Below are 15,849 nucleotides of genomic sequence, written 5' to 3'. Positions count from 1 at the left end.
GTCACACCGCCGCGCAGGTCAGGCGGACACGTTCCGGGCCGTTCACCGCGGTGTTCTCGATGGACACGATGCGGAGCACACCTTCGCGGCCGTTCGGTGACTGCGGCTCGGGATCGATCACGAACAGGGCCTCGTCGCCCACGCTGTAGCTCCCGAATGCGGGATCGGTGTCCGCGGACACCTCGAACGTGGGCTGCACCGTGGACTGCGACCGGGCCTCCAGGTCGGCGTTCGTCAGGCCCTGCACCTGCGCCTCGTCGACCACCCCGTCATAAGTCGCCACGCCCTCCAGCAGCGGCCATCCCGAGTCGATCAGATCCTGGGCCGATGCCGTCTTCACGATCTTCGCTTCGCCCGTGCCCGCGCCGAGCCCGGACATCTCGGTAACCAGCGATGTGCCGTCCTCCGGCCAGTCGTACGACAGGATCGACCCGTACCCGCCCCCCTTGGAGAACACCAGCCCGGAGTCAGCCGCGCTGCGGCCACGGCGCGGGAACCACGCCCGGGCGCGCCGGACACGCTGCGGCGCCTCGTTGTTCGCGGACGGCGTCCACGCGACCTCGATCGTGAAGTCGAACCCATCGTCAGCCGCGGCGAGTTCACTGATCGCCTTGTAGATCTCCGGCCGCTCGTACCCGAAGTACGTCGCCACCCGGGTGATGCCGTGCGCCGGCGCCGTCAGCGGGTTGATGTCGACGTGGATGTCCCCGCCCGGCTGATCGTTGGCGTACCTGAGCAGCGACCAGACGATGTACTTCTGATCGGCGTACAGCCGCTGCCCGCCGGCATCCACATACGCCGGGTTGAGCAGCAGGGACGTGTCCGTGGACAGGGTCTTCTTGACGTATCGGCGCTGGTAGTAGCTGAGGAACTCGGCCGCCTGGATCGTCTTCCCACCCTTGGCGGTCGTCCGGGTCCAGACGATGCCGCCCCACACCAGGATGCCGTCTCGGTCCACGTAGACCGCCGTGCGGCCGGGCTCGCTCGCCGTCTCCGGGTCGAGCGGCAGCGTCTCATCGTTGTACGGGATCGTCCCGGACAGGCGGCCGATGCCGTTCAGCTCGAACGAGTAGGAGACCGACGCGAGTGGCAGTTCCGCGAGCAGCGTGTCCGTGCGCAGGTCGCAGAACAGGTATGTGTACGTGTGCTCTGGCTCGGACATGCCCGCGGCGAGCAGTTCCGCCGACATGGCCATCAGGTCAACGGTCATGGGATCGGGGTCACCTCCAGCGTGCCGCCGGAGATCGTCGCCGTGCTGGAAGAGCCGGACGAGATGTTCCACTGCGGGGTGATGGTGAGCGCCTGCCCCGGTGTGGCGCCCGTGAGGAGCCGGGACCGCGCCCCCGCGAGACGGCCGCCCGCGACCGTCAGCGAGTTGTACGTGGACGCGGTGACCGTGAGGGCACCGGATGCCCGCCACGTGGCGTGGCAGGTGGACGAGGCCGTGTTGGTGTTCTCGATGTTCGCGCCGATGCTGACGCGGACCATGCCCGACGGCGGCACGGTCACGGTGACCGGTGCCCACGCCGCTGCCGTGAAGTCCACATAGGTCGCGGTCTGGTTGAACGGCGGCGCGGACTGCTGAAGTGACGGCGAGGGCCGAATGTACTCGCGGACCTGCCGCTTCGTGCCCGCCTGCTGCCCCACTTCGAACACGTCCGTGTCCATCAGGTACAGCAGCTGGCCGGGGTGCGGGCGCGGTGGCGACATGTTCGAGAACACCGGCATGACGCCGCCCAGGGCCACGGAGAACTGCCGGATGTCGGTGATGTTCGCCGCCGCCACGCTCGTCTGCGAGGGGCCCACAGTGATGTCCGCGAGGATCTGCGCGTTCGACGGCAGCGTGCCCCGCACCGTGGCGCCGGCCGACGTCGCATACGGGCCCTGGATGATCTCCAGCCGCCACTCCGAGGCCGAACCCGCGTACTCGGCGTCGTAGACGCTCGCGACCACCGTGTCCCGGCGGTACTGGCCGGCGCCGCCCGCGGGCTGCACGTTCAACGTCACGTCGCCGTCGTTGACGCACACGTACGCACCCACGCCGCCGGCGTCGTGCTGGTCGACGAACGCGAACCCCGCCGACACGATCACGGTCATGTTCGGGGTCGGTGCCGCGCGCACCTTCAGCTGCTGGTTGGTGTACGACGGCTTGACGCCCTGCCGGATCCGCATCGGCGTGGACTCGTCGACCTGGAACCCCGGGTAGGCGAGCAGAGCAGTGAGCGCGAGCCGGTCATTCCCGGCCGGGTAGCTGCCTGCCTGCATCCAGGTGGGCGGGTTGATGACGGCCATCGCTGGCCTCCTCTCTCACAGGCTGGTGTCGCGCCAGGTGACGGTCAGCAGGGACTGTTGGCCGGCCGCGCCGGGCAGGGCGCTGCCGCGGTAGGCGAGTTCGGTGGAGCCGGGCTGGAGCAGCGGCCACGCCGAGCCGCCGCGGACCCAGGTACGGCGCGGGCTGGAGCCCATGAGGAGCACGGCCCGCGACCGGGTGTCGATGATCAGGTACTCGCCTGCCTGCAAGGTGGCGTCGAGGCTCAGGATCCCGCCGCCGATCTGCTCGATGGCCGGGTTCGCCACCGGGCCGTCGAGGCGCAGCACCGGGTAGGCCGGGCTGGCGCCGGCGTTCACGGCAGTCAGCCGTCCCGAGGTGCCCGCGCTGCCATAGCTACGGAACCCCGAGGAGATGTCCCGCTCCAACCGAGCCTCGTCCACGTTCGTCACAGCCGTGGCCGGCGGCGTGTTCGGGACCGTCGGGGCGAGCTGGGCGAACGCGGCGTCGCCGGGTGCGGTGAACCCGCTGCTCAGCAGCGTCCACGTGTTCGCTGCCACCGACATGGTGTTGCTGCTGGTGGACAGGTAGGTTCCCGCCGCCGAATACCAGTTGATGTTGAGGGCGATCTGCCGTGCGATGGCGCAGCGCATGTACCCCAGCGCCCGGTAGGTCACCCCGGGGGTGACGGGGATCCGCTCCGACTCCATCCGAGGGTTGGGCCCAACGCCATCGGGTGTGATCTGCGCGGACCAATTCCCGGTCTGGGCGATCGTGTCGACGCGGGTCAAGGTCGCGCCCCCGATGGCGGTCCACGGGGCCAGCGTCGTCTCGAAGTCCGGGTTGGAGTTGAGGATGCTGGCGGTCAGCCCGTAGACGAGCGGGTACGTGCGGCCGGCCGACGGGCTGTACGCGGTCGTCGAAGCGCTCTTCTCGGCGAGGCCGTACAGGTACGGGTCGGCGCAGTAGAACTCCAGCGCGGCGTCCCCGATCCGCCACAGGTACTCGGCGTCGTACGGGATGGACCGCTTGCGGACCTTGGCCCACACGAGAATGTTCTGATCCAGGAACCGGAGCGGCAGCGGCTGACGCTGCGGCTGTGTCGCATTGCGCAGGGCAAGGCTCAGGTCCCGCAGCCCGTCGGGGCTGTCCGCCCGCAACCCCAGCTTGATCGGGATGACGCGGGGGCCGGTGTAGTCCGGGCCGGTGTAGTCACCGTGCTGGCCCGGCCGGTCGACGTCCTCGGCGCGCACCTCGGGCATGTCGTCGAGGCCCTCGAGCGCGGTCACGCTGTACGGGCTGCCGGGGCCGAACACGAGGTCACCCCACTGGATACGGCCGAACCGCTGCTGAGCCATGCTCACCGCCTCCCGACCATGCCGCGCCACGACAGGGCGCGCAGGATGCCGTCCGGGCTCGCCTCGGAGCCGTACAAGTGGAAGGTGTTGTGCTGGCCCCCGTCGCCGCCCGTGCCCCCGTACACGGCGGCCAGCTGCCCCGCGGACGGTGTGCCGACCAGCACCTGACCCACGCCCGACGCGACGTCGAGCGCCGCGCCGGCCATGGACCGGGCCGCTTCCCGCACACGCTTCGTCGAAGCAAGGAGCCCCTCGCGCAGGCCCTCGCCGTCCATCTCGCCGAGCCACCGGAACTTACGGCTCGGGCTGTGGGTCTGGTGGGCCTTCTTGACCGTGGACAGCATGCCCTCGGCGATCTTCTTCATCTGCTTCTCGATCGCCTTCTCCTGCGACTTGAGCCCGTCCACCAGGCCCTGTGCCGCTCGGATGCCCGCCCCGTACAGGGCGTCGCCCACGGTGTTACCGGTCGCCGTCGCGGACTTGGCGAGCTGCGCCTGAAGGTCGTTGATCTTCTTCAGCTCTTCCGGGGTCGCATTGGCCAGCGCTGCGGCCGTCGCCCCGCCCGCCTCCACACCGGCGTCCCCGATCTGCTGCAACAGGTCCGACCGGAGCCCGGCCTTCTCCAGCTTGGCGATGTTGGCCTGGAACTCCTTCGCCGCCTTGAGGGACTGCTGAAGCCCGACCGTGATCGCGGCCACCGAGTTGACGTCGGCGTGCCCGGTCGTGATGTTGGCCTCGTCGAGGATCCCCGACCGGATGTCCGAGGCTGCCTTGTTCCGGGCCTTGACCAGGTCATCGAGCTTCTTCTGTGCCGCGGTGAGCTTCTTCAGCACCGCGTCCCGCTTCGCGATCTGCTTTTCCAGTTCGGCAGTCGCCTTCGCGAGTGCCTTCCCGTAGCCGCTCTTCACGTTGTCGGGCAGTGCCTTCGTGATTTGCGCCAGCTTCGACTTGAGCTGCGAGGTCGTGCCGTCGATGCCCTTGATGAACCCCTCGATCAGCGCCCGGCCGGCCGGGGTGAGGATCTTCGCGTCCTTCTGCTTCGGGCCCTTCCAGTCCGGCAGCCTCGACGTGATCCCGTTCAACACGGACTGCACCGACGGGATCTTGCTGACGATGCCCGCGATGAACCCACTGATCAGCGACGCACCCGCGCCGAACAGAACACCGCCGAGCCCGCCGCCGAGGACCGAGGCGGCACGGCCGGGCAGCCCCCGAATCCAGCCCACCGCCTCGTCGAGCTTGGCGCGGACCGCGGCAACGAGCTGCGTGCCCGCCCTGTTGGCCTGAGTGCTGAGGCTCCCGGCGAGACCACCCAGCGCGGTGCCCGCGCGCCCCGGGAGGCCAGCGATCCAGACCACGACCTCGGCGACCTTCTGCTGTACGTAGCTGACGATCCCGGCCCACACCGTAGAGATGACCTGCTGAAGGCCGCTCATCGCCTTGCCGGCCGTCGCCGCGGCCTTCGGGGTGTCGCCGGTCAGCAGGCTGTTGACGAGTCTGAGCGCGGGCACTACCAGGTGTTCGAGAACCCACACGAGTTGCTCAGTGAAGACGGCCGCGAGCTGCGTGAACGCGGCGATCAGCGGCGGCAGGTACGGGGCGATCTGCTGAAAGAGCGTGGCACCGAGCATGAGCAGCTGCGGCAGCAGCGGGCCGACCTGCTCCAGGACTTGTCCAAAGGCGACTCCGAGCTGCACGAGGCTGGGCTGAAGCTGCACCAAGAGCTGTGCGAGCAGCGGACCTTGCTGCTCGGCCATCTCGGCGAACGCGTCGAGGAGCGGCGTGATCAGCGCTGGTAGGGCGTCGAAGATGGGGGCAAGGGTCTGGCTCAGGATGTCCGCGAGGATCCGCACGGAGGGCGCCGCCGCGGCGAAGATCCGCTGAAGGGCATCGAACAGCGGTATGAGGACGGGCAGCAGTGCGGCAACCAGTGTCCCGAGCACGGGCAGGAGCGGTCCGACGGCATCGAGCAGCCCACCGAACGCGCCGGCCGCCGACTCCAGCACGGGCCTGAGCCCCTTGATCACGGGCCGAAGTGCGTCCCCGAGCGCGCCCACGAGCCTCTGCACGGGCGGCCCGAGCACGGTGATTGCGGGGGCGAGCGCCTGCAAGGCGAGCCCGAGCAGGGGCGCGGCCACGCGGCCGATGACGGCCATCGTCTCGAACAGGGCCCGCAGCGCCGCCTGCACGTCGTCGCCTGCTGTGATCTTCGCGAGTTCCGCCGTGACGCTCTGGAGAACACTGAGCATCCCGCCGCCGCCGGACGGGACCGCGCTGAAGATGTTCCCGATGATCTCAACGACGTTCCCGGCCACATCGAACAGGTCGCCGAGCAGGTCAATCGCGTGCTTGATGGCGTCCTGCATCCGGCCCGACTCGAACGCATCGGTCAGCCGCTCGCCGATCCGGTCCGTGCTACGCCCGGCCGCGGCCGTCAGCCGCTCGAACGACGGGCCGGCCGCCGCGCCGATCTGCCCCAGCGCCGTGACGACCACACCCGGGACCCCGGACAGGTTCCGCAGGCCCTTGCTCGCCGACCCGAGCGCCTTCCCCAGCGTGCCCGAGTCCGCCAGTTCCCGCGCTGCGCCAAGCACACCGGCCGCCATGTCGTGCAGCGCGGTCGCCGTGCTGAGCAGGTTCGTTCGCAGCACCGGGAGCACGCTGCGGCCGGTGCGCTCCAGCTCGTTGGCGAGCCCCCGGAAGAACTTGTTCTGCACGTCCTGTTGCAGCTGCCGCAACGCGGGCGCGGCATCGTGCACGGCGAGGGCGAACGCCCGCGCCTCGGGCGACAGCTTCTCCAGCGCCTTGGCGAAGTCGTCGGCCTTCTCCGGGTCCAGGGCCGCGCCGATCGCGTCCCCCACCCCGGCCATGGCCAGCTTCACCGCGCCGCCGGCCAGCACGATGGACATCAGGCCCGTGACCGCCACGCCGGACGCCGGGAGGATGTCCGCGATCGTTGCCGTCGCACCGGCCGCCACCGGTATGACGGTCCCGATCGCGGCGGCCACCTTGCCGAACGGAGCGGCTACCCCGCCGATCGATCCCGCCATCCCGGCGAGCCGACCGAGGACCCCCCGGAGCCGGTTCACGTGGTCCTCGTCCACGTGCACGTCAATATCGACGTCCGTATCGTCCACGTGCCGGGCCGCGGCGAGAATCGCGTTCAGCTGTGCCGCGGCCTGCCTCGTGGTCGCGCCCACGTTGACGTTCGGGTGCTCGTCCCCGATCCGCTGCAGGTGCGTCTCCAGCCGGTCCAGCTCGCGCAGGGCGTCCGGCACGGAGATGTCCACGCCGATGCGCTGCGCGTCGAGCTGCGCCAACTCGCGGTGGATCCGGGCAAGGTCGCGGTCCAGCGGATCCGAGTCGCCGTCGATCACCACCTGAGGCAGGTGAGACAGCAGGCTGTCGAGCTCGCGGTGGATGCCGTGGCCGAGCGCGGATCCCATCGCCGAGCCCTGCCGCGAGGCGTCGGTGATGGCCCCGGACACCCCGTCGAGGTTGACCGCGAGGTGCGACACCAGGTTCGGCAGGTTGATGTCGTCGGCCACAGGTCACCTCCTCGTCAGCTACGGCGCATCGCGGCGAGGCCCAGAAGGCTCGTGCCGTCAGCGGGTTCGGGTTCTCGTCGGCCGCCGGTCTGGTGGGCGGCCTGGTGCTGCTCGGCGAGCGTGAGCAGCAGATGCGGGGTCAGGCCCCAGAACTCGCCGGGAGAAATGTGGAGGGCACCGACGGCGAGATAGAGGTACTCGCCCCAGGGGAAGCTGCCGTCTCCAGCCCCGGCGTGACCGTCTGCACCGGGGCGGCGCCGTTTCCCTGGCTCCGGCTCTCCAGCGCGCGGCCGAGCGCGGCCGTGAACGCGCGGGTGTACTCGTCGAGGCGGCCCGGGTCCAGCAGGTCATCGAGCATCGCGCCGTCCGTGCGCCGCCGATAGACGATGTCCTGGATGTGGCGGGTGCCCTTGGCATCCTGGTACTCACGGATGTGCGGCTCGAACCCGCCGGGGCCGACGGTCCCCGCGCCGATGATCTGCGCGAGCGGCCCGAACGCGGCGCCGGCGCCCGTGGAGTCGATCGCCTTCTGAACGGCCCCCACGGAGCCGAAACGGGCCTCCAACAGCGCGAGCGCGCGGAAGCTGTAGCGGAGCGGCACTTCGGTGCCGTCGGTGAGGGTGACAGCGCCGCCCTCGGCGAGCAGGTCAAGTCCTGTGGTCATGGTGGGTCCCTGGGTGAGTGCCGAGTTCCGGCCTGCGGACGGGGAAGAGGGGCCGGCCGGGCGCGCTGAGCGAGGACGCGCCCAGCCGGAGATCAGGAGGTGGCGGCGGTCGGGATCGCTACGGCGGTCTCGTTGATGTCGATGTCGATCCACTCGCCGGTCGAGATCAGCGGCACACAGCGCGCCTGGTTGTCGATCGTGCGGTAGTCCTCCTCGGCCAGACCGAGGCCGGGGAAGCTGCTCATCACGCACTTCATCAGGGAGAAGTGGACGTCCCCGCCGACGAGGTCACCGCCGGACGTCGGGGTCTTCCCGACCAGCTTGTACGGCAGCGGCTTGGCGCCCTTCTTCAGGGACCACTTGGTCTTCTGCGCCGGCGTGGTGCCCGAGTCCGTCACGGTGGAGGCGAGCAGTGCCGCGAGCACGTCGAGGCTGAGCTTCGCGTGCGGGTAGCTCACGGTGATGTTGGAGATCGACGCATCGGAGTCGAGCAGGCCGTTATCGCCCCGCAGCTCCTTTACCTCGACGTCCCCGGAGATCTCCATGCTCTTGATGCCGGGTACGTCGATACCGGCCCCGTAGGACGGCGTGCCGCCTTCCGGGTCGGAGAGCAGGGGGAAGATCTTCGCGTCTTCGACCGCGTAGAGCTTGGTCACTCGGGAGATGGGCATCTCGGTTCCTTCCTGGTGCCGGGGTCCGGCCCTTACGTGAGGGGTGGTGCAGCGGGCTCGGGGACGGGGATGGTCTCCGGGGCGATGCCGGGAAGCTGCGGAGGTGGCCCGGCGTCCTGCGGGACGATCAGCCCGTCGATGACCCACCACGTGGTGCCGGGCCGGCCGTCGGCGTCATGGACGGCGACCGCCCCGTGATCGACGGCAACGAGCGCGCTGATCCGCGCCACGGTGGCGCCGGGCAGAGGAGGCCAGTGCGGGCCGAGGACGGCGATCACCTCGGCACGGGCCATCGGCGTGTGCGTGATCTTCACTGCGGAGTCACCTCTTCACGCAGCAGCTCCCGGTGCACGTGCACCGTGATCGAGTGCCGGACCCGGTTGTCGGCGATGGGGATGCGGTCGATGTCGTCGACCCGGACTGCGGTGACCTTCGCCGGGTGCGCCGGCAGTTGGCAGCCGTGCAGGGCGTGCGCGATGGCCTCGGCCAGCCCGTACCGCTCGGTGACCTTCGTCGTACGCGCGCCGGTCTTCACACGGGCCCGCTGCACGAGATCCACGGTGACGGTCTCGATGATGTTGATCTCAGCCGCCGGATCACCGAAGTCCCCGTTGGCCGTGGTGTCGAGCCCGGCCGGCATGCCCTCCTGCACGACGATGAACGGCTCGGCCTGCCCCTCGCGGGGGCCGTCACGGAAGACGGGCACGCCGAACTGAAGGGCTTCCAGGCGGGCCTTGATGGCGCCCGAGGTGCTTGCGGCCATCACCGGCCTCCCCGGATCTGCGAGAGGTTCGCCCGGAAGAAGATCTCCGTCAGCTCGATCGCGGGCCGCATGAACGGCTGTGCGGGCGTGCCAGGGTGATGCACCTTTGCGACGGGGTGAGCAGCGCCCGGCCAGTACAGCGCCTGCTTGTTCTTCGGAAAGATGTCATGCGGCTCCGTCCCGCCCTCAACATCCGCGGCGTAGGAGACGTTCGTGCCGACGACGTAGCCCACGCTGCGGCCCCTGTTCTCGGCGCGCGAGACGATCGAGGAGCGCAGGCGGCCGGTGTCCACTGCGGCCCGGCGGCGTGCCTCGTTCTGCACGTCCACCCGGGTCCGGTCGACGGCCCGCTTCACGTCGTCCGACATGCCGCCGAATGCACGGCGTAGACCACGCTCGTACTGGCGGGTGTTGATCCGCACGGACTCGGACGCGCCGAGGCGCAACGGTGACGAACTACGCATGCGCATCACACACCCCCGATCAGCGAGTGACCGCGGTTCAGGTAGCCCGCCAATAGGGCGTCGACCTGTGATGATCCGGTCGACGCCGACGCCGTGACGACGCCTTCCGACGGCTCATCGTCGCTGTCCTCGATGGCCACGTTGTTGCCCTCGTCGTCCACCTGAAGCGACGGATCCTGCTCGGCGTCCGCATCCGACGGGGCAGCCTCGGCCTGGAGGTGCGCGGCAAGCAGGGCGCACGCCTGCCCCACGAGCAACGACGGCTCGTCGTAGCCGAACGAGCCGGCCACCTTGACCTGCTCGGCCCCCCACCGCTCCCACAGACCGAGCCAGCCCCCGTTATACGACTCGGCCCCCACCACGAGATCGTCGTAGCCACCCCATGCGAGGTGTACGGCGTCGACCTGTCCGAACACCTTCGACGAGGTGACCCGGTAGGCAGACGACGGGATCGACGGGCCGTCGTCGGCGGCCAGCACGGGCATGACGCTGGTGATGATCCGGACGCGGCGCGGGAGGATGACCAGTCCCCCCGCGCCGACATCCGCCACCACCACCAGGTCAGTTGGTTCGAAACACTGCTGGGTGTAGGCGTCGATCCGCTCCCGGGCAACAGCGATCCACGCGGCGACCTCGGCATCCGAGCCGGTGACACCCGCGGTCCGCGCGGCCTCTTCGGAGCAGTACGCCATGGGTCAGCCCTGCTCGCCCTCAGCGGCGTCCAGCTCGCGCTTGACGCCCTCCGTGATTAGCCCGCCCTTGGCGACGATCTGCCGGGCATAGCCACCCGGGTGTGTGGGAACGACCGGGCCGGTGGGCTCACCGGTGCCGGCGGCGTCGAGGGCGCGGAACGCATCCTCGGGGGCATGTTGCCCTACCGCCCAGCCCTCGCCCGCCGCATACTCCTGCGTGCGGACGACGGCGGCGTTCGGCTGCTCGGTGCTCTCGTCGGGGGTGCTCTTGCGTGTGGTGGCCATGCGGTGGCTCCTCAGAAGATGCGGAGAGGTTCGGGGCGGGCGCGGTCGAGCCGGGGCGGACCGCGCCCACGGGGAAGTCAGGAAGTCGCCGCAGCGAACGTGATCTTCACGAACGCCTGCGGAGTGTGGACCGCGACGTTCGCGCGGCGCTCGGCGAGGATGACCAGCGTGTTCGCGGTGAAGTACTCCGCGTGCGAGTCGGTCATGAGGATGGTGATCCCCTGCCGCTCCCACAGCGTCGCCCCGGTGCGGAACCCGCCGAGGAGCGCCGTCCCCGCAGCCATCGCCACGGTGGTGACGACCGTCAGGCCCCACAGCCGCATCGGCGCGCCCGGGTCGGTGACGTTCGCGATGACGCGGAACTGACCGTTGTCGTCCTCGTCCAGCTCGATGTCCTGCCAGTCCATCGGGTTGAGCACGACGGCAGTCGGCGGGTACAACGCCAACTCGCCCTGCGTCTTCGCCTTCCGGACCGTGATGAGCTTGACGTCCGTCGACCCCACGCCCGGCTGGTACGCGCCGATGCCGGCCGTCGTGAGGATGCCCTGCATCTCGGTGGTGCCGTTGCCGGTGAGGATCTCGCGATCCATCTTGTACTCAAGGCCGTACGTCAGTCGGCCGTTGATGTAGCCCATGAGCTGGCCGTTGTCGTCCGCGGCCTGCCGGGTGATGGGCACCCAGTGCGCGACGGTCTTCAGGTTCGTACTGATCAGGTCGAACAGGAACGGGCCGGACTTAGGCTTGTCGGCGCCCTCGGCGACGACTGCGGCCTTGTTCCAGGTCGCCTGCGGGCCGGACACGTCCCGCATGTACTCCAGCGTGGTGCCGTCCGACGTCTGCCGGTCCAACAGGCTTGCGACCAGCAGGGGGAAGTCCGGGTTCTGCGGGATGATCCCCGGCACCCGGGTGTTCTGCTGCGGCTGGGTCGTCGTGGTGACCGTGCCGGCCGGGGCCGCGCGGAAGTCGGCTCCCTCCACGCTGAACTGGCCGCGCTTGCCGTTCGCTCGGAAGTTCTCCAGGGCCTTGCTGCGGACGAAGGCCTCGGCGACGGTGAGCGGGTGCGGGTTGCCTCGGTCGTCGGGCTGCATGCCCGGCTCCTCGCGGCGGGTGTCCGGGTCCGGGTCGCCAGCGGGCAGCGAAGCTGCCTTGAGCGCGCGGAGGCGGGCGTCGCGCCGAGCGGCCTGGTCGATCTTCGCGGCGATGTCGTCGGCGCGCTGGAGCAGCTCGTCAACGTCGCCGTCGAAGTTCGGGTCCTGGAGCAGGCGCACGACCTCGTCGCGCTGCTCGGTCAGGGTCGGGGCACCGCCCTTGATGGGGTAGATCAGTCGACCGTCACGGCGGCGACCGATGGGGCGGATCTTCGCGAAGTTGCTCACCGCGAGTCCTCTCGGTCCGTGGACGGCACGCAGCCGCCCAGATGTCTGGGTGTCTGCGGTCCGTCTGTCACGGCCGGTGGATCGCGCCCGGCATGCTCGCGGCTTTCACGTCCGGTGCGAGCGGCCCGGATGGGGGGAGGGTAGATCGACTGCGGGGGTGCGTGCGGGTGGGGGCCGCAATTCGCCCCTGACGACGGGCATCTACCGGCGTCGTCGCTTACGTCGTTTGTCCCACCACAGCGTCAGGAACAGGGCGAGGAAGGCGCGGTGACGCCCATCGCCTGTCCTGCGAGGCTCAGTTCGTCGTCGGTCATCACGCGCCGCCCACGGCCGTCAGCCGCAGCAGCGCCGCCCGCCGTTGTCGCCGGATCATCTCCTGCTGGTGGGCGATCGCCGAGTCCCGGCCGTGCTCGCGGTCGTACTCGGCCAGCCGCTCGGCGAGGGTCGGCTCGCCCACGGTGTCCGTGTACAGGGCGCCGAGCGCGCTGCGGACGGTCTTCAGCTTGGAGCCGGGCACGGCCGCCATGCGCGCGGTGATCTGCGAGACCTCGATGAGCCGCGCGGACCGGATGTTTTCCAGCACGTCGGCGCGGTCCTCGTCGCCCATCTCGGCGAGCTTCTTCCATTCCGGCAGGTCCGTCCGCACGAACCCGACGGACAGTTCCCGCGCGCTGCCGGACCGGGCCATCGCGCGTTTGTCGCGGCCGGACTGCGTGTCGTCGTACGCGCCCGCGATGTGCAGGTGGTTGGGCTGCTCGTCGGCTCGGAAGGTGCCGATCGGGTCGTACGGGCTGTGCATGAACAGGTAGGCGTACGAGCCCTTGTCGATGCCGCGCTTGAAGACGCCGGGGTGGAAGGTGGTGCCGTACGAGTCCTTCTTGCCGTACTGGCAGGCCACGCCTTCGAAGGTGCCGTCCTGGTCCTCGCCTACGCGGAACTCGTGCGTCTCGAAGACGCGGAACTCGATCTCCATTACCGGGTCCTCCTGCTCCTGCACGTCTGTGCGTGCGTCTTCGCGGCCGTCAGGTCCGCCGTGTGGGTCACCGGTACGACGTCGGGCAAGTCGTCGCGGGCGAGGTCTACGTCAGCGACCGCCGTAACGCGGGCCGGCTGCTGAACGTGGCAGTACGGGCACTCGATCATGAGGACGTTGAAGCTCACTGGGTTCCCTTCTTCAGCGCGTGCTCGGCGTAGACCTCGGCCACGCCGTTCATGACGTCGCGGTGCGACGAGGACAGCTTTGGGGCGTACCGGTATACGGCGCGGTTCTTCTTGTCGCGGCCGTCGTACTCGTACACGACCTGCCCGTTGGCGAACGTGACGAGCTTGGGCACCTCGCCGTTGATGTCCGGGCGGACGGCGAGATCCTGCTTTCCGTCGAACGGTCCACGGCGGACTTCCTTGAAGGGCACGCCGGGCGGGCAGTACGCGCCCCGGTACTGCGCATGCCCAGCGGGCTGGAGGATGACGGGGATCTCGCCGCGCAGCAGCGTCGCCATGATCAGGACTCCTCGAACGAGTACGTGAGTGCGCAACGGCACTGGATGGACTGCGCGGCCGGGGCGGTCGGATCCGCCGGCCACCGGGACTTGGTGAGGGTGAACCGCTTGTTCATCGCGGCCGTGTTCCCGTTCTCCTGCCGGTGCGTCTCGCGCGTGCGCTGGTCTTTCGTGGCGAGCCACGTCTTCGTTGTGGCGCCGGCGTCGAGCGCGGCGAGGAACGACGCCTGGCTGTAGCCGCCGACGGTCTCTGTGCGGGCGATCATCGTCGCCCGGTAGTCGCTCAGGTTGGCGAACACCCGCTGGATCCGCGCCCGCAGCTCGGGCACGCTCTCGCCCTCGGCAACGCCGTGCGCGAGGAGTTGCGATCGGAGCACCTGCTCCGTGGTCGCCGTGACCTGCCCGGCCAACTCCTCGATCCGGTCGCCCAGGGCGGCGGACACGTCCGGCTCGTCCAGGTCGAACGAACCCGTGATCGTGGCCCCGCCGCGGCGCCACACTCGCTCGATGAACGGCCGCAGCGTCTCGGCCGTCTTCCGCCGCCAGTACCGCGCGTCGAAGATCTCCCGCACCTGGATGCGCTCGTCCCACCCCTCCGGGCCGGTGGCGACGTCCATGTCGGTCATGCGGGCCGCGGGCAACTGATCGGGGTCGGGCGGGGCGAGGCGTACCTGGTCGTCGCGGGCGAGAGCGCAGGCGTGCGCGCGGGTCTCCTCCAGCCACGCCGTGGACCGCTGCGGCTTGGCCATGAGCCGGTCGAAGTCCCTCAGCACCCGGTCGCGCTGTTCGCGGGCGAGGGCCTGCACGGCGCGGCGGCCGGCGGGCTCCAGCTCGTCATAGGCGGCGTTGATCTCGCTGACGGACGGCGACGACGGCCCGTCGTCCGCGCGGGTCAGCTCCGGCCGACGGGGCGTCGGAGGAGCGTCGACCTGCGGCGGGGCCTGCCCAAGCAGCCGGGCAAGGGCAGCCTCTACGGCCCGCTCGACAACGGCTCCGACGTCCGGCGACGACGGCAGCAGACGAGAGAAGTCCGCATTCCACGACCGCGCCTCATCTCCGGCCGGCACGCCCTGTACGGGGGCGAACTGTGCCCGGTACGGGGTCAGGGTGTGCTGGCCGATGCCGCCCGGTAGCGGATCTTTGCCGAGTTCGGCGCGGGCCTCATCGATCATCAGGGTGTCGCTGTAGACGCTGGCCCGGGTGCGGTTCGCCTTCGAGTCCTGTGTCTCCTGGAGGGCCTCGACGCCCGAGAGGTCGAACACCGCGTCTTCGGCGTCGGACGGCAGCAGGCGGAGGTCGATCTCCGAGGCGATCATTTCGAGCTTCGGCTTGATGGTGTCGGACCACAGCGTCGCCTTTGCCGCCGCCCGGTTCTCGTACGTCGTGCCCGCGGCCAAGTAGTCGTGCGGCACCCCGAACGCCAACATGACCTCAGCCGAGTTGGCCATGCGGCTTTCGAGGTACTCCATCTCCTCTGGGGTGAACGTCAGCCTCTCGAAGCCGATGCCCTTGGCGCCGTTCTGCCCGCCGCCCGGCGCGGACCGTACGAGCAGCGTCTTGCCGGCGTTCTCCGGGCCCTGCATCGACGCGCGCCACGCGGCCTTGACTGCCGTGAACTCGCGCTCTTCCATGTCGCCGAGGTAGACGACGCCGGTGGGACGAGCGCCGTTCGCGTAGCTGGAGCGCTGCCACTCGCGGGCGAACGCGTCCATGTCGACGGCGTGCCGCGCAGCCTTCCACGGGGCGATGCAGCCCAGCGGATCGAACGGGTGCGGGTAGCGCAGCCACAGCATCTCTTCCGGCAGCACCGGCACCTGCACACCGTCGCCGCGCCGGATGACGAACCCGACGATGTTCACGATCGTGGGGCGCTGTGACAACGGCTTGTCGACCACGATGTCCACCGGATCGAACACTAGGTTCGCCTCGGCAATCGGCCCGAGTCCTGTTTCGCCCCGGTCCAGGTGCACGAAGGACTGGCCGGCCAACTCGGCCTGCATGAGAAGCAGGTACTTGAAGGCGCGGGCCGACAAGAACGTGTTGGGCTTCTTGTTGAACAGGTGGGCGACCTCGTGCCCGTCGATGAACGAGCCGTCCGGCCGGGCCACGGCCAGCGGGACCGACGAGCCGTTGGAGGCGATTGCGTCCACGCACCGGTACGCCACGGCCGAGTTGGCGAACCCCCTCGCCTCGGCGTCCAGCGCCATGGTGAGGGACTGCTGCCCGCCGATCGAGGCCACGGTGATCGGCATGCGGTCGC

16 protein-coding genes are annotated in these 15,849 nt (G+C 69.8%); all 16 read right to left on the bottom strand.

The window, feature by feature from the left end; translation table 11 throughout:
* Position 1: 1 nt before the first annotated feature.
* A complete protein-coding gene (locus CTZ28_RS12730) occupies positions 2-1,210 on the bottom strand; it encodes a hypothetical protein (protein WP_220795326.1) in 1,209 nt (402 codons plus the stop codon).
* On the bottom strand, positions 1,207-2,292 hold the full coding sequence (locus CTZ28_RS12725; RefSeq protein ID WP_121889449.1) for a hypothetical protein: 1,086 nt from the start codon (positions 2,290-2,292) through the stop codon (positions 1,207-1,209). Before CTZ28_RS12725 ends, CTZ28_RS12730 begins: the two co-directional genes overlap by 4 nt.
* A gap of 15 nt (positions 2,293-2,307) precedes the next feature.
* Positions 2,308-3,627, bottom strand: a complete 1,320-nt coding sequence (locus CTZ28_RS12720) for a phage tail domain-containing protein (protein WP_121889448.1) — start codon at positions 3,625-3,627, stop codon at positions 2,308-2,310.
* A 2-nt stretch (positions 3,628-3,629) separates the two neighbouring features.
* On the bottom strand, positions 3,630-7,175 hold the full coding sequence (locus CTZ28_RS12715; RefSeq protein WP_121889447.1) for a hypothetical protein: 3,546 nt from the start codon (positions 7,173-7,175) through the stop codon (positions 3,630-3,632).
* A gap of 14 nt (positions 7,176-7,189) precedes the next feature.
* Positions 7,190-7,342 carry a hypothetical protein gene (locus CTZ28_RS49510; protein ID WP_398655867.1) on the bottom strand — a complete coding sequence of 51 codons (153 nt, stop codon included), beginning with the start codon at positions 7,340-7,342 and terminating at the stop codon, positions 7,190-7,192.
* Positions 7,315-7,839, bottom strand: a complete 525-nt coding sequence (locus CTZ28_RS12705) for a hypothetical protein (RefSeq protein ID WP_183154370.1) — start codon at positions 7,837-7,839, stop codon at positions 7,315-7,317. Before CTZ28_RS12705 ends, CTZ28_RS49510 begins: the two co-directional genes overlap by 28 nt.
* 92 nt (positions 7,840-7,931) lie before the next feature.
* Entirely contained in the window at positions 7,932-8,510 is a 579-nt protein-coding gene (locus tag CTZ28_RS12700; RefSeq protein WP_121889446.1) for a phage tail protein, read from the bottom strand.
* A 32-nt stretch (positions 8,511-8,542) separates the two neighbouring features.
* Entirely contained in the window at positions 8,543-8,824 is a 282-nt protein-coding gene (locus tag CTZ28_RS12695) for a hypothetical protein (protein ID WP_121889445.1), read from the bottom strand.
* Positions 8,821-9,273 (bottom strand): hypothetical protein, encoded by a 453-nt coding sequence (locus tag CTZ28_RS12690; protein ID WP_121889444.1) that lies wholly within the window; start codon positions 9,271-9,273, stop codon positions 8,821-8,823. The genes CTZ28_RS12695 and CTZ28_RS12690 overlap by 4 nt, the downstream gene beginning before the upstream one ends.
* Entirely contained in the window at positions 9,273-9,737 is a 465-nt protein-coding gene (locus CTZ28_RS12685) for an HK97 gp10 family phage protein (protein WP_183154369.1), read from the bottom strand. Before CTZ28_RS12685 ends, CTZ28_RS12690 begins: the two co-directional genes overlap by 1 nt.
* A gap of 5 nt (positions 9,738-9,742) precedes the next feature.
* Positions 9,743-10,429, bottom strand: a complete 687-nt coding sequence (locus tag CTZ28_RS12680; protein WP_121889443.1) for a hypothetical protein — start codon at positions 10,427-10,429, stop codon at positions 9,743-9,745.
* A 3-nt stretch (positions 10,430-10,432) separates the two neighbouring features.
* A complete protein-coding gene (locus CTZ28_RS12675) occupies positions 10,433-10,714 on the bottom strand; it encodes a hypothetical protein (RefSeq protein ID WP_121889442.1) in 282 nt (93 codons plus the stop codon).
* A gap of 77 nt (positions 10,715-10,791) precedes the next feature.
* Entirely contained in the window at positions 10,792-12,090 is a 1,299-nt protein-coding gene (locus CTZ28_RS12670) for a phage major capsid protein (protein ID WP_220795325.1), read from the bottom strand.
* Between the two features lie 313 nt (positions 12,091-12,403).
* Entirely contained in the window at positions 12,404-13,063 is a 660-nt protein-coding gene (locus CTZ28_RS12665) for an HK97 family phage prohead protease (protein ID WP_121889441.1), read from the bottom strand.
* 184 nt (positions 13,064-13,247) lie between these two features.
* Positions 13,248-13,589, bottom strand: a complete 342-nt coding sequence (locus CTZ28_RS12655) for a hypothetical protein (RefSeq protein WP_121889439.1) — start codon at positions 13,587-13,589, stop codon at positions 13,248-13,250.
* Positions 13,590-13,591: 2 nt separating this feature from the next.
* Positions 13,592-15,841 carry a phage portal protein gene (locus CTZ28_RS12650; RefSeq protein ID WP_121889438.1) on the bottom strand — a complete coding sequence of 750 codons (2,250 nt, stop codon included), beginning with the start codon at positions 15,839-15,841 and terminating at the stop codon, positions 13,592-13,594.
* Between the last annotated feature and the right edge of the window lie 8 nt (positions 15,842-15,849).

Source organism: Streptomyces shenzhenensis (assembly GCF_003688995.1).
Taxonomy (GTDB): domain Bacteria; phylum Actinomycetota; class Actinomycetes; order Streptomycetales; family Streptomycetaceae; genus Streptomyces; species Streptomyces shenzhenensis_A.
The sequence above is the reverse complement of the archived record's forward strand: the minus strand, read 5'-3'. Positions and strand labels throughout refer to the sequence as shown.